17 protein-coding genes are annotated in these 13,712 nt (G+C 55.1%); 3 read left to right on the top strand and 14 right to left on the bottom strand.

The features are described from left to right. Positions 1–94: 94 nt before the first annotated feature. Both MED297_RS09555 and ubiU read right to left on the bottom strand, forming a co-directional pair. Positions 95–979 carry a U32 family peptidase gene (locus MED297_RS09555; RefSeq protein WP_008044409.1) on the bottom strand — a complete coding sequence of 295 codons (885 nt, stop codon included), beginning with the start codon at positions 977–979 and terminating at the stop codon, positions 95–97. A 9-nt stretch (positions 980–988) separates the two neighbouring features. Beyond that, positions 989–1,984 carry a ubiquinone anaerobic biosynthesis protein UbiU gene (ubiU, locus tag MED297_RS09550; protein WP_008044408.1) on the bottom strand — a complete coding sequence of 332 codons (996 nt, stop codon included), beginning with the start codon at positions 1,982–1,984 and terminating at the stop codon, positions 989–991. 119 nt (positions 1,985–2,103) lie between these two features. Between ubiU and ubiT the strand changes: the two genes are divergently transcribed. Then, on the top strand, positions 2,104–2,667 hold the full coding sequence (gene ubiT / locus MED297_RS09545) for a ubiquinone anaerobic biosynthesis accessory factor UbiT (RefSeq protein WP_008044407.1): 564 nt from the start codon (positions 2,104–2,106) through the stop codon (positions 2,665–2,667). A gap of 12 nt (positions 2,668–2,679) precedes the next feature. On the opposite strand, the gene MED297_RS09540 is transcribed toward ubiT, so the two are convergent. The 12 genes from MED297_RS09540 to MED297_RS09485 all read right to left on the bottom strand — a co-directional run bounded on the left by MED297_RS09540 (position 2,680) and on the right by MED297_RS09485 (position 11,375). Then, on the bottom strand, positions 2,680–2,964 hold the full coding sequence (locus tag MED297_RS09540) for a peptidylprolyl isomerase (RefSeq protein WP_008044406.1): 285 nt from the start codon (positions 2,962–2,964) through the stop codon (positions 2,680–2,682). After that, positions 2,964–3,278 (bottom strand): hypothetical protein, encoded by a 315-nt coding sequence (locus MED297_RS09535; protein ID WP_008044405.1) that lies wholly within the window; start codon positions 3,276–3,278, stop codon positions 2,964–2,966. Before MED297_RS09535 ends, MED297_RS09540 begins: the two co-directional genes overlap by 1 nt. A 67-nt stretch (positions 3,279–3,345) precedes the next feature. Then, the gene (gene waaA / locus MED297_RS09530; RefSeq protein WP_008044404.1) at positions 3,346–4,710 is read right to left on the bottom strand and encodes a lipid IV(A) 3-deoxy-D-manno-octulosonic acid transferase; all 1,365 of its coding nucleotides are present in this window, start codon (positions 4,708–4,710) and stop codon (positions 3,346–3,348) included. Continuing rightward, a complete protein-coding gene (gene hemW, locus MED297_RS09525) occupies positions 4,707–5,870 on the bottom strand; it encodes a radical SAM family heme chaperone HemW (protein ID WP_008044402.1) in 1,164 nt (387 codons plus the stop codon). The genes waaA and hemW overlap by 4 nt, the downstream gene beginning before the upstream one ends. Before the next feature lie 21 nt (positions 5,871–5,891). Continuing rightward, positions 5,892–6,500: an RdgB/HAM1 family non-canonical purine NTP pyrophosphatase gene (gene rdgB / locus MED297_RS09520; protein WP_008044400.1), complete on the bottom strand. Its 609-nt coding sequence runs from the start codon at positions 6,498–6,500 to the stop codon at positions 5,892–5,894. 16 nt (positions 6,501–6,516) lie between these two features. Beyond that, a complete protein-coding gene (locus MED297_RS09515; RefSeq protein ID WP_008044398.1) occupies positions 6,517–6,891 on the bottom strand; it encodes a YidH family protein in 375 nt (124 codons plus the stop codon). A 6-nt stretch (positions 6,892–6,897) separates the two neighbouring features. Then, positions 6,898–7,338, bottom strand: a complete 441-nt coding sequence (locus tag MED297_RS09510) for a DUF4426 domain-containing protein (protein WP_008044396.1) — start codon at positions 7,336–7,338, stop codon at positions 6,898–6,900. 12 nt (positions 7,339–7,350) lie between these two features. Beyond that, the gene (metW, locus tag MED297_RS09505; RefSeq protein ID WP_008044394.1) at positions 7,351–7,944 is read right to left on the bottom strand and encodes a methionine biosynthesis protein MetW; all 594 of its coding nucleotides are present in this window, start codon (positions 7,942–7,944) and stop codon (positions 7,351–7,353) included. After that, positions 7,934–9,079 (bottom strand): homoserine O-succinyltransferase MetX, encoded by a 1,146-nt coding sequence (metX, locus tag MED297_RS09500; RefSeq protein WP_008044393.1) that lies wholly within the window; start codon positions 9,077–9,079, stop codon positions 7,934–7,936. Before metX ends, metW begins: the two co-directional genes overlap by 11 nt. An 87-nt stretch (positions 9,080–9,166) precedes the next feature. Next, positions 9,167–9,757 carry a YggT family protein gene (locus tag MED297_RS09495; RefSeq protein ID WP_008044391.1) on the bottom strand — a complete coding sequence of 197 codons (591 nt, stop codon included), beginning with the start codon at positions 9,755–9,757 and terminating at the stop codon, positions 9,167–9,169. A gap of 84 nt (positions 9,758–9,841) precedes the next feature. Further along, positions 9,842–10,663, bottom strand: a complete 822-nt coding sequence (gene proC, locus MED297_RS09490; protein ID WP_008044390.1) for a pyrroline-5-carboxylate reductase — start codon at positions 10,661–10,663, stop codon at positions 9,842–9,844. 4 nt (positions 10,664–10,667) lie between these two features. Then, positions 10,668–11,375, bottom strand: coding sequence for a YggS family pyridoxal phosphate-dependent enzyme (locus MED297_RS09485; RefSeq protein WP_008044388.1), 708 nt, complete (start codon positions 11,373–11,375; stop codon positions 10,668–10,670). 111 nt (positions 11,376–11,486) lie between these two features. On the opposite strand from MED297_RS09485, the gene MED297_RS09480 reads away from it, so the two are divergent. Together MED297_RS09480 and MED297_RS09475 are read left to right on the top strand one after the other, a co-directional pair. After that, the gene (locus tag MED297_RS09480) at positions 11,487–12,521 is read left to right on the top strand and encodes a type IV pilus twitching motility protein PilT (RefSeq protein WP_008044386.1); all 1,035 of its coding nucleotides are present in this window, start codon (positions 11,487–11,489) and stop codon (positions 12,519–12,521) included. A gap of 58 nt (positions 12,522–12,579) precedes the next feature. Beyond that, the gene (locus tag MED297_RS09475; RefSeq protein ID WP_008044384.1) at positions 12,580–13,710 is read left to right on the top strand and encodes a PilT/PilU family type 4a pilus ATPase; all 1,131 of its coding nucleotides are present in this window, start codon (positions 12,580–12,582) and stop codon (positions 13,708–13,710) included. Positions 13,711–13,712: the final 2 nt, after the last annotated feature.

Raw genomic sequence — 13,712 nt, 5'->3', positions numbered from 1 at the left:
TTTTATGAGAATGGATGTATGGACAACCACAGTAACCATGAACAACCGGAGCGTTGATCCAATCATTCAGGGTTACAGGGTTGCGGTGGAGTGCTCAGATGGCGTGGTGAATCATTCCGGCTTCTTCAAACCAGTAGCCGTTGCAATAGGGCGCCGAAGACGCCGGTGTTGGCTGGCTTTCCCTTGACTGAATCGCGGCCGCATAAGACGCAACAATGTCGGTCATCTCTGGCTGACTCGGGGAGATGCGCAATGCATTGACGCCTAAATCGGCCATCTCAGGGATCTGGGCCTGTAAATCGAGAATGTCACCGGACAGCGTCTGTATGCCGTTCATGGTAAACAGGCGCTGATCTTCCTGGCTGTCCACGGGGATGCCAGTTGGGTAATCAATACACACCCGCTTGCATGCGTCCTTAGGGCGCTCAAGTGCGCGTGCAGTAAAGCAGCGAGCCGACAGTGCCAGCGGCAGATAGCCGTGTGCCATAACTTCGGTCGCCAATGGCAGCGCGGAAGAATCAATGTGTGCCAACAGTGTTTTCAGCGTCTCACGACCCAGTTCAACCGGCAGTGTCCAGCGATTCATACCGTCGGCGACCAGCAGGTCTAACGTCTGCGCGTTGTAGATGTTCAGATATGGACCGGTACTGAATGGGACACCTTCGCGATGCAAAGCATTCACGGCACTGAAGTCATTGGCTTCGACTGAAATGTCGTGTTGCCGACACAACCGCTCCACGGTTTTCAGATCCGATTCGGCTTCCAGCAGGGCCAGGGTCGAAACCGCGACCTCTTTTCCGGCGTCGCGCAACCGCTGGGCGACGTTTAACCAGTCGTCGGTGCGCAGTTCACGTCGTTTCGAACAGACGTTTTCGCCGACAACAACACGGTCTACCGGCCAGTGAGCGGCCTGCTCGTAAAAGTTCAATACCGTCTCACGCGGCCAGTAAAACGGGATCGGGGCCAGGGTTAATTGCATGTTGTACTCCTATTGCCAGTCGCGGGTGTAGGCGCCGATGGTGGTTTGTGCCCCTTCGGATACATCCATTAACTGAGACTGCCAGCGTGGATCTATCTGAAAGGCATCCTGGTTGGCGAGGTAGTGGTCGATGGCCGCGCGCCAGACTTTGACAACCTGAGCAACATAAGCCGGGCTGCGTTGCCGGCCCTCAATTTTGAGTGCCTTGACACCGGCCTGATGCAATCTAGGCAGAATGTCCATGGTGTTGAGGCTGGTCGGGGCTTCCAAAGCATGAAACTGTTTACCGAGTGCTTTAAAGCGTCCTTTACACAGCGTAGGGTAACCGGCGTTTTCATCCGGAGCGTAACGATCAATCAGGGCACCATTCAAACGTGCGTTAAGCGTATCGCCTTCGGTTTGCCATTGAACAAACTGTGCCGGTGAACAGGCGCCGACGGTGTTGGGCGATTCACCGGTCAGATAAGAACTTAAATAGCATCGACCCTCGGCCATGACGCACAGACTGCCAAACGCAAAGACTTCCAGATCGACCGGGCTGGACTGACTCAGTGCCTCCACTTGCGGTAGCGACAGAACCCGCGGCAGCACCGCTCGCTGAATGTTGAAGTGGCGATGAAAGAATGACAAAGCGCCGGCATTTGTTGCGGAAGCTTGCACGGACAGATGCAATGCCTGATCTGGATAGCGACGATGGGCATAGTCGAGGACCGCGATGTCTGCGGCGATGATGGCATCGGCGCCAATGTCGACGGCACCGTCGACCGCGGCCTGCCATTTCTCCCAATGCTGATTATTGGCAAAGGTATTGATAGCGACAAACAGTTTCACGCCACGGTCACGAGCAATGGTCAGCGCTTTTTGCGCGGCGCGATCATTAAAATTCAGCCCGGCAAAAAAACGGGCATTGGTTTCATCACGGAATCCGAGATAAACGGCATCGGCACCATTCTCGACGGCGGCTTTGAAGGCATTAAGGCTGCCAGCGGGGCAAACCAGTTCCATAGGCTGTGCTCTCGTCAAAACCGAAAGTGTAACGAGCGCTGCTCCCGGCCTACTTGATAAACATCAATTAGGCTTGGGGCCGTTTCGGTAGGATAGGTCTTTGCGTGAAGGAGAGAGCGATGAACGAGTTTCTGCAATCAGGTTTACGGCAGCTTGCCAAGATGGGAGACCGGGTTAAGCCGGTTGTGCAGCAGGTCACCCGAAAAGTCCGGCCAGTCGAGAAAGTGGCGCAATCAACGGTATTTGCGTTGGGTGCGGTGCCGCTGTCTTTGCAGAATCCGGCTCTGAGTACAGCTCTTAATCATGCCTTGCAGGAGTTGATCGATGCCGGAGAACTCGACTTTCTGGAAGGTCGTTGTTGTGAAATTGCGGTTAAGGATCGACGATTGCGCTGGCCGCTGACACTGCGCCAGGGGCGATTGATGCTGGCGCCGGGCGCTGAGGTCGATGTTCGGGTCAGTGCCACGGTTCCGGCGTTTCTAAACCTTGTCAGTCAGCAGGTCGACCCGGACACACTGTTCTTTCAACGGCAGTTGTCTATCGACGGTGACGTTGAGTTGGGTCTGTACATTAAAAATCTGTTGGATGCGCTGGATGATGAAGATCTGCCGCCACTGTGGCGCCGTTCTTTGCTGGCGTTGCGGCAGATGCTGGCGATGGAGCAACCTGCGGAAACGCACTAACGCTTTGAGTCGTCAGCGACGATAGAGGGTTTGTATGAGGTGGAAACCGAAACGGGTTTTCACCGGACCATGAATCTCCAACTCGGCTTTTTTAAATACCACATCGTCGAACGGTTTGGCCATCTGGCCTCGTCGGAACTCGCCCAGGTCGCCCCCTTTTTTCGCAGACGGGCAGGTGGAATAGCGGCGGGCCAGCTTGGCAAAATCCTCCCCGCGTTGCAGTCGAGCCTTGAGTTTTTCGGCCTCTTCGCGGGTTTTTACCAGTATGTGTCTTGCTCCGGCCAGTCGATAGTTCATCAGTAAAAAAAGCCCCAGATAACAGCGCCCAATAATGGGAACGCGCCGGCAATCAGAAATCGAGCCGATAAACTCTCGGTTGAAATCACCAATTGCGGGTCGGTCAGTTCCATTTCATTTCGGTTCCATTCTTTCTTCAGTCGTTTGGTACTCAGCCGGATGACGGAAGAGACCAGCCAGAAAGCAACTCCGGTCAGAAACATCAGATCGATCGGTTTCATGGCGGCGATCGACGCAACGAGCACGCGTAAAAGAAATACCACCATGAGTGCCAGCAAGTTGCTCAGCACGGTAAACACAATCAGTCGCTGCATACCAGGGTCCGTCAGAAGAAATCGGCGCTATGGTACGGCTTTCTGATGAAAGCTCAAGCGGCCCAGGTCAGTCCTTACCGGTGGAGTTATCCGGGACGGCGGATCGTTTCTGCGGTCGTTGTGACGGGCCGGTTAATGCCTTGGGTGAGCCAGACGTGTCGATGTCGATCAGGTCTTCTATCCAGGTCATCAGCCGTTTCAACGCGCCCTGTTGCTGTTGATAAAACAGATAAGCGCGCTGCCCGTAGGTGTCGCGGAGGTCCTTGGACTGCATTAAGCCCAGCAGACGGTTTTTCAACTCGTCTTCCGACTCGATGATCACCACCGACTGCTCCGAACGCATGGCTTCAATAATGGATTGGAAGTTGAAATAACTCGGTCCGATGAGGACCGGTCTGGCCACCGCGGCCGGTTCGATTGGGTTATGCCCGCCGCCGCCATTCAAACTGTTGCCGATAAAGGCGGCATCCGCCAGTTCGAAAAAGGTCATCAGTTCCCCGAGCGTATCGACCAGATACACCGAGTGCTCAGACCGGGGGACTTCGTTGTTGGAACGACGGGCAAAATTGAAATGTTCTTTGTACAGCCGGCCTGCGATCCGATCAGCACGTTCCGGATGCCGAGGTACCAGAATCAGCAGGGCGTTCGGTAATTTGATTTTGAGTTTGGCATGCACCCGTAGCAGTGCTTCATCTTCACCTTCGTGTGTACTGGCCGCAATCCAGATGGGTCGCCGGTCGATGTCTGCTTTCAGTTTTCGGGCTTTTGCTGAACTCTGTGCATCCAGACTGATGTCGAACTTAATGGAACCGGTAACTTGAATGCGGCGTTCGTCCAAACCCAGTTCCGCAAAGCGATCGGCATCCGGACTGTGTTGGGCGGCAATGCCGGTGAGTTTTTGCAGCATGGGCCGGGTTAGCCAACTCAGCTTCCGATAACCTTGTTGCGATTTCGCCGACAATCGTGCATTGGCGAGTAACACCGGTACCTGTTGTTGTGCGCAAGCACGAATGAGGTTCGGCCACAGCTCGGTTTCCATGATGACCAGCATCTTGGGTTTCAGGCGGGCAACCAGGCGCCGTTGAATGCTGGCAAAATCCCAGGGCAGGTAGGCGTGGTGGACGGTAGTGCCGAAGAGCTTGCGTACCGTTTCGGAGCCGGTCGGCGTCATGGTCGTGACCAGAATCGGGACGTTCGGATGCAAAGATTGCCATTGTTCGATCAGTGGGCGGGCGGCCATGGTTTCACCAACGCTGACGGCGTGCACCCAAAAGCAGCCGGTCGGCACATTCGGCCAGATGCCAAAGCGTTCACCCAGCCGCTCACGATAAGCCGGTTGTCGTCGGCTTCTCAGCAGTAAGCGTAACAGAATCAATGGAGTCAGCAGCCACCACAGGAGGCTGTACCCGGTCATCGCCAGTCGTTCTCTCATTCGTCACTCAGCCAATAGGACAGGACTTCATTCAAGTATAGGTAACCTGATTCGGAAGTGGAAAACAAATCACCGGTTCGTTTAATCCAGCCTTTCGCTTCTAAGGCATCCAGTTGCGGAGCAATGTCAGCCCGGCTTAGGCCGGTCATTTGTTCAAAGTGGGTCAGAGAGACGGGTGTTCGCAGGCGCAGGGTGTTGATGAAATAGTCGAATGGACGATCAACCTCGGTGACTGCCTCTTCCATCCGGATCAGGGGCCGCTCGCTGTTCAGGTAATCTTTCGGCAAACGGGTTTTGCGGGTTCGAATGATTTCCCCGGCGTCGTCCAAACGGGTGATTTTACCGTGCGCACCCGGGCCGAGTCCGAGAAAATCGCCGTACTGCCAGTAGTTCAGATTGTGCCGGCATTCACGGTCGGTCTGCGCATAGGCGGAGACCTCGTACTGGTGATAACCCGCCGAATCAATCAGTGCCTGCCCGGCCTGTTGAATATCCCACAGGGTGTCTTCGGCCGGCAGTGGCGGCGGTTGTCGGTAAAACTCCGTATTCTGTTCAATGGTCAGCTGATACCAACTCAAGTGAGTGGGTTCCAGATCGATGGCCTGATTCAAATCGGCCAGGGCGTCATCGATAGACTGCTCTGGTAAGCCGTGCATCAGGTCGATGTTCAGGTTGTCAAAGCCGACGGAACGGGCCTGCCGAATCGCCTGGACGGCGTTGTCACCTGAGTGAATGCGGCCCAGTACTGACAAAAACCGGTCGGCAAAGCTCTGAACGCCGATAGATAGACGGTTGACGCCCGCAGCTCGGTAGTCGGCAAAACGCTCGGCTTCAAAGGTTCCGGGGTTGGCTTCCAGCGTGATTTCAGCATCGGGTTCAAACCCGATCACCGAGTTGAGCGACTCGAGAATCTGACCAATCGCTTTTGCTGGTAGCAAGCTGGGTGTGCCGCCACCAAAAAAGACGGAGGTAATCGGTCGCCCCTGCGCCAGAGGCGCATCCTGATTCAGATCTTGACGAAACCGCTCAACGAAGGCATCCACGGGTATCGAATCCGGATCGGCTGCGTGTGAGTTGAAATCACAATAGGGGCACTTACGCACGCACCAGGGGATGTGAACGTACACCGACAAAGGCGGCAGCGACAGCAGTTCAGACATGAAGCAGTAACCGGATATTGATCAGAAGCGGTCTTCGACCAGTGCAACAAACTGACGCACGGCCTGGCCGCGATGACTGAGCGCGTTTTTCTGTGCTTTGCTCAGTTCGGCCGCACTGCATTGATGGTCTTCCACCCAGAAAATCGGGTCGTAACCGAAGCCTTGCTCTCCACGCGGCTCGGTCAGTAGCGAACCTTCCCAGGTTCCCTGAATAATAATCGGTGTCGGGTCCAAAGCATGACGAACAAAGGCCAGTACGCAATGGAAGCGGGCTGTTCGGTTCTGTGCATCCTGCATCTCGCTCAGGACTTTTTCCAGATTGGCACGGTCGGATTTTTCACCGCCGTCCATCGAAGCATAGCGGGCACTGTAGATGCCCGGTGCTCCGTCCAACACGTCGACCTCCAACCCGGAGTCATCGGCCAGGGCCGGTAAACCAGTGGCTTTAGACGCATGACGGGCTTTGATGATGGCGTTTTCAATGAAGCTGAGTCCATCTTCGATCGCATCATCCACGCCATACTCTTTTTGCGGCTTGATCGTGATCGACTTTGGTGCCAGCAGCTCAGAAAATTCTTTTAGTTTGCCGGCGTTGTTGGATGCCAGCACCCATTCCTGGTTGGTTTGCATTACGGGGTACTCTGGTTCAGATCAGTTGGTTGGCGACATAGCCGAGCGACATGAGCGCGACCAGAATCATCAACCCGGACAAGATCAGGTTGGTTTTACGGACATGGTAAGGGAAGCGCTCTTCGGATTCGATGGCTTTTTTGTAGCTGAAAAAGCGCACCGTTGCGGCCAGAATGATGCAGACCCCAACAAAAAACAGTCCCAGCCCGATTAAGGTCGTTGCCGGGCTGGGCGTGAGACTCAGAGGCTGCTCACTGACCAGATTGATGTACTCAATAAACAGTCCGAACTTTTCAATGATGAACCCGAACGCCATGATTGAGATGGCGGTTCGGATCCAGGCCAGATACGTTCGTTCGTTGGCAGAGTGGTCGGTATAACGAGGCACCATAATGCGTTACTCCTGCCAGACTTGTTGTGGAAAACTGAACTCGTAGTCCGGACCGTTCGGAACAGACAGCGTGACATCAAACCAGAGCGTTTCCCGGTTAATGATCGGGAAGGTGCCGATGTAGTAAATGGCGTCTCCTTCCCGGATTTCGGCCAGTTCAATATCCAGTGTCTGCCCGATCAATGAGCGCTGTACAGCACTGATCTCGGCTGATACCGGAGTGCCGTAGCCGTCGTCGGTCTGACGCAGTACCGCAAGGTTAATAAAGGCGCGCTTGCCTGAGCGGACAATGTCGTATTGTTCCGCCACCTGAGGCGGAATTTCGGTGGTGTTCAGCACAATGTAGTGCAGCTCATGGCCTTCAAACTCGACTTTTTGCTCAGCGGTGACCGTTACCGAAATGAAGGCGGTCAGGAGCAGCATTCCCAGTCGCGTCAGTGTTGTCATAAGGCCGTCCTCTCAGATTTTTTCAATATGGTACAGGGCGATTTCACCGAGAATGTTCGGGAACATCTTCACCTTCCAGTTTTCGGCGTGTTCATTGTCGACCACAGTCTTTTTCAGAATCCGGATGCCGTGCTCCCGACACAGGATTTCAAAATCCTTAAAGGTGATCAGGCGAATGTTGGGCGTATCGTACCAGCGAAACGGCAGTGACCGGGTAATTGGCATCTTGCCGCGAAAACCCAGGTAAAAACGCGTAGTCCAATGACCGAAGTTCGGGAACGAGATGATTGCACGTTTGCCGATACGCAGAATTTCCTCGAGCAACAGGTCGGGCTCACGGGTTTGTTGCAGCGACTGCGTCATGATCACCGTGTCGAAACTCTGATCATCAACGTAGGCAAGACCCTCGTTCAGGTCCTGTTGAATCACGTCGACCTGCCGTTCGACGCATTTCAGAATGTTCTGCGTGTCGATCTCCATGCCGTAGCCGGACACATTTTTTTCCCGCTTTAAATGGGCCAACAGTTCGCCATCACCACAACCTAAGTCGAGAACCCGCTCATTGGGTTGAATCCAGCGGGTCAGTAAACTCATATCACTGCGCATGGCGGGTCTCCTGTGCCAGAAAATTCCGCAGAATGCTGAAGTACTCCGGAATCGGAAACAGAAACGCATCGTGACCCTGGGGGGCGTCCACTTCCAGATAGGTGACCGGTTTTTGCGAACGTACCAGTGCATCAACGATTTCTTTGCTGCGTTTCGGTGAAAAACGCCAGTCAGTGGAAAATGACACCACCAGGAATTTACAGCGACTACCGGCCAGGCATTGGCTCAGATCGTCATTGAAGTCTGCCGCCGGATCGTAATAGTCGAGGGCCTTGGTCATCAGCAGGTAGGTGTTGGCGTCGAAGCTGTCCGAGAAACGCTCACCCTGATAGCGCAGATAGCTTTCTACTTCGAAATCGATTTCGTAGTTGAAGTTCAGCTTGCCGGTTTTCAGATCCCGACCGAACTTTTCCCGCATACTGTCATCACTGAGGTAAGTGATGTGACCGAGCATTCTCGCCAGCGCCAGGCCTTTGCGGGGCAGGGTATCGTGTTTGTAGTAATACCCCTGATGGAAGTCCGGGTCGCTGGTGATGGCCTGCCGCGCGACCTCATTAAACGCGATGTTCTGCGCCGTCAGCTTCGGCGCGGCGGCAATGATGACACAACGGTCCAGCCGGTCGGGAAAATCAATGGACCAGCGCAGGGCCTGCATGCCGCCGAGTGATCCGCCGACGACGGCGTGCCATTTTTCTATGCCGAGCCGGTCGGCGAGCCGAGCCTGACTTTTCACCCAATCGCGAACGGCCATGATTGGAAAGTCCGGGCCATAAGGTTCGCCGGTTTCCGGGTCGACGCTGGTTGGTCCCGTCGAGCCGTGACAACCCCCGAGGTTGTTCAGCGAGACGATGAAATATTTATGGGTGTCGAGTGGTTTGCCGGGGCCGATGGCCGCATCCCACCAACCGGGTTTGGTTTCTGATTCGCTGTGGAACCCGGCGGCATGATGATGACCGCTGAGGGCATGGCAGATCAGAATGGCGTTACTGCGCTCGGCATTCAAGGTGCCGTAGGTTTCATACATCAGCGTGTACGAGGGCAATGTACGGCCACTGCGCAGAGGCAGTGGTTCATCAAAATAGGCGCTTTGTGGGTCAACAAGTCCAACGCTGTCCGCTGGGATTTGACTGGGCATCCGTCTTCTCTCTGAATGGTTCGCCCGGGGCTTGAACCGGGCGAAAAGGATGACACCGAGACCGTCGGTGTCATCGAATGGTAAGGGTTACAGGCCGATGTAGAAGCCGCTCAGGCGAGTCGTTCCAACAAACTGGGCAACGCCTTCAAGCAGGATCACATCCTTAATAATGATGATGACCAAAAACGCAATCAGGAAAGACAAGTCCAGCATCCCGACCTGCAGGTTAAGTTTGCGGAATGGTCCCACGAAGGGTTCGATCATCTGACCAATGAAAGAGATAAACGGGTTTGGCTGGCCCATCAGAATAAAACTGGAAATACCGACGATGATCATAGACCACTGAATGACGGTCAGGATCAGCGCAGCGACGGCGATGATGCTCCAGATCAGAATATTGGGGAAGTAAGCCGCCAGGTTGTTCCCAGACACCAGAAACAGCAACACGGCCAGCAGCATCTGACCGAGAAACAGTCCTAGTAATGACGAGGTGTCGAGTCCGCCGATCGGAGGAATGATTCGACGCATCGGCTTCAGGAACGGGTCAGTGATTTTGATCACGGTCTGTGCCAGCGGGTTATAGAAATCGGCTCGGGCCATCTGAGCGAGAAATCTGGCGACCATGGAGACCAGAACGATCCCGAATGCGGTTTTCAGAATCATGGCGATGACTATCATACAAACTCCTGTGGGCAGTCGACGAGCGGATTCTATCGGTTGCGCTCGGTTAAATTAAGTCGGCGATCGTTATTCTCGTAACTTTTACGCATCTCCGAGTTCGCTGGACAGTTCTTCTGAGCGTTCCAGACAGGCGAGCATGGCCCGGCGAACGACGGCATCAATGTCATCTGTCTGAAAGCTCTGAATCGCCCGTTCGGTGGTGCCGTTTGGTGAGCAGACGTTTTTCCGCATCTGCGCGATGTCGGTATCGGTCTCCAGAATCATGGTCGCGGCACCAAGCATGGTTTGTCCAATCAGCGTCCGGGATTGCGCGTCGGTCAGCCCCAGTTCCAGGGCGGTTTTCTGCATGGATTCCGCAAACTGGAAAAAATACGCTGGAGCGCTGCCGGCTGTCGCCGTCACCGCATGGAGATCGGCTTCGTTGTCGACCCAACTGTAGCGGCCGATCCCGGCGAACGTCGTTTCGGCCAGTGACTTTTGGGCGTCGGTGACCCGTTCATTGGCGTAGAGCCCGGTTGCACCCTGTTTCACCAGTGAGGGCGTATTGGGCATGGTGCGGATGATGGCCAGGTTACCGCCAAGCCAGCGTTCGATGCTGGTGGCTGGGATCGCTGCGACAACGCTCAGAAGCAGCGGTTGATGGGCTTGAGCCTCATCGGCCAGTGGCTGCAGTACGTCTTTCAGCATCTGGGGTTTGACGCCAAGCATGACGGCATCGCAGGTGCGCATGACTTCACTGGCATCCAATGTCGTGGCGCAACCCAGTGCCTGGTAAGTGTCCAGCGTGGCTTGAGTCCGGGCGCAGATCAGCAGGTCGCCCGGCGCAGTACCCGCGTTCAGCAGACCTTTGATGATGGCGCCTGACATGTTGCCGGCCCCGATGAACCCTAACGGGTAGCGCATGAGGTTACTCCTTGTCTGGTTTGGGTGCCCGATGACCGAAAATGTCACTGCCCACGCGGACCATAGTCGCGCCGTTGGCAATGGCCAGCTCGAAATCCTGACTCATGCCCATGGACACTTCCGTACACGTCGGATGGTGGGTTATGAGGTCAGCTTGTGCGTTTTTCAATTCCCGGAACTGAGCGGCCAGGGTCGCTTCGTCCAGATTGGCTGCGGTGATGGTCATCAAACCCCGGAGGGTCAGGTTCGGCAATGTCGCAATCCGATCAGCGAGCCCGGCAATCTGAGACAGGTCGACCCCCGCCTTTGCCGGGTCATCGCTGATGTTTACCTGAATCAGAACATTGAGTGGAGCACGATCAGGCGGACGTTGGTCGCTCAGTCGGCGGGCAATTTTCAGCCGGTCGATGGTATGGACCCAATCGGCATGTTCGGCAATAAGACGGGTTTTGTTGGACTGGAGCGGGCCGATGAAATGCCACTGAGCCTTGTCCAGTTTGAGTTCCTGGACTTTTTCGGCCAGTTCCTGGGCGTAATTTTCACCGAAATGGCGTGCTCCGGCCTCCCAGGCTTCCCGGACCCGTGCAGCGGGTTTGGTTTTACTGACCGCCACCAGGGTAACCTCGGACTCAGGCCGGTCGTTTTTTGTGCAGGCCGCGTGAATTTTCGCGTTCACCTGTGCAAGACGTGACGTTACCGACAGTTCAGACATTGATTGGTTCAAATTCCTTAAGGTGATTGTGCTAAGCTCGTATGAACAACGATAGTATCAAAATCTGATTCGTCAGGATAAACAAGAAACACATTCAACCCGGAGTCTTGAATGGACATTACTGAACTGCTGGCCTTCAGTGCTAAACAGAACGCCTCCGACCTGCACCTGTCGTCGGGGTTGCCGCCGATGATCCGCGTCGATGGCGATGTGCGTCGGATTAATCTGCCGCCGATGTCGCATAAAGAAGTGCACGCCCTCATTTATGACATCATGAACGATAAGCAGCGAAAGGATTTCGAAGAATTCTGGGAAACGGACTTTTCCTTTGAAGTGCCCGGGGTCGCTCGCTTCCGGGTGAACGCCTTTACCCAGAACCGGGGTTCCGGTGCCGTGTTCCGAACCATTCCCTCAAAGGTTCTGACCATGGAAGACCTCGGCATGGGACAGGTGTTTAAGGACATTTCCGATACCGCTCGTGGTATCTGTCTGGTGACCGGTCCGACCGGTTCCGGTAAGTCCACGACCCTGGCGGCGATGATTAACTACATCAACGAAACCAAGTACGAGCACATTCTGACCATTGAAGACCCGATCGAGTTTGTACACGAGTCCAAGAAGTGTCTGGTCAACCAGCGCGAAGTGCACCGGGACACCCTGGGGTTCAGCGAAGCCTTGCGTTCGGCCCTGCGGGAAGACCCGGACATTATTCTGGTCGGCGAAATGCGGGACCTGGAAACCATTCGTCTCGCATTAGAGGCGGCCGAGACCGGTCACATGGTCTTCGGAACCCTGCACACCCAGTCGGCGGCGAAAACCATTGACCGGATTGTGGATGTCTTCCCGGCGGAGGAAAAATCCATGGTTCGATCCATGTTGTCCGAATCGTTGCAGGCGGTGATTTCCCAAACCCTGCTGAAGAAAAACGGCGGGGGCCGTGTTGCGGCGCATGAGATTATGATCGGAACGCCGGCGATCCGTAACCTGATCCGTGAAGATAAGGTGGCGCAGATGTATTCGGCGATCCAGACCGGCGCTCAATATGGCATGCAAACGCTGGATCAGTGCCTGCAGAACCTGGTCCAGCGCGGTACGATCAGTCGCGAAATTGCCCGGGAAAAAGCCAAACAGCCGGAAAACTTTTAAGATCAGTCAGGTGTAAACGCTCGACGATACGGGCGTTTACCGCGCACAGGAATCAACCATGGAATTCGATAAACTGCTCCGCCTGATGGTGGAAAAAGGTGCCTCCGACCTCTTTATCACGGCGGGCGTCCCACCCAGCATGAAAATCAACGGTCAGGTCGTTCCGGTGACCAAAAATCCGCTCAGTCCGGAAAAAACCCGTGAGCTGGTATTGTCGGTGATGACTGATAAGCAGCGACTGGAGTTCAGTGAAACGCAGGAGTGTAACTTTGCGGTCTCTGCGCGGGGTATCGGGCGTTTCCGTTGCAGTGCCTTCCATCAGCGTAACCTGGCGGGCATGGTGCTTCGACGTATCGAAACCCGGATTCCACGTGTGGACGAACTGGGTCTGCCCGACGTGATCAAAAAACTGGCGATGACCAAGCGTGGACTGGTGATTTTTGTTGGTGCTACCGGTACTGGTAAGTCGACGTCACTGGCCGCCATGATCGGGCATCGTAACCGCAACTCCAAAGGGCACATCATTTCGATCGAAGACCCGATTGAGTTTATTCACCAGCACGAAGGCTGCATCGTGACACAGCGGGAGGTTGGCATCGATACCGACTCTTTCGAGGTGGCGCTAAAAAACACCCTGCGTCAGGCCCCGGATGTCATCATGATCGGTGAGGTCCGGACACGCGAGACGATGGAATACGCCCTGGCGTTTGCCGAGACCGGTCACCTCTGTCTGGCTACCTTGCACGCCAACAACGCTAACCAGGCGCTCGACCGGATCATGCACTTCTTCCCGCATGAACGTCAGCGTCAGCTTTGGATGGACCTGTCATTGAACCTGCGCGGCATTGTGGCGCAACAGCTGGTGCCGACGCCGGACGGCCAGGGACGTAAAGCGGTCATCGAAGTGCTGCTGAACTCCCCGCTGGTCGCCGATCATGTGCGTAAGGGTGAAGTGCATCTGCTGAAAGATCTGATGTCCAAATCTACGGAGCAGGGCATGCAGACATTTGACCAGGCCCTGTTCAAGGCTTATTCGCGCGGCGATATCACCTACGAAGATGCCTTGTCCCATGCCGATTCGGCGAACGATCTGCGTCTGATGATTAAACTGGATCAGGAAACCGATCCGCACCATCTGAGTGGTCAGGCGGCTAAGCTGTCCATTCAGGAATCGGACGATTACCAGTAAAG

The organism is Reinekea blandensis MED297, assembly GCF_000153185.1.
Classification (GTDB): Bacteria; Pseudomonadota; Gammaproteobacteria; order Pseudomonadales; family Natronospirillaceae; genus Reinekea; species Reinekea blandensis.
This window is presented reverse-complemented; position numbering and strand designations above follow the sequence as displayed.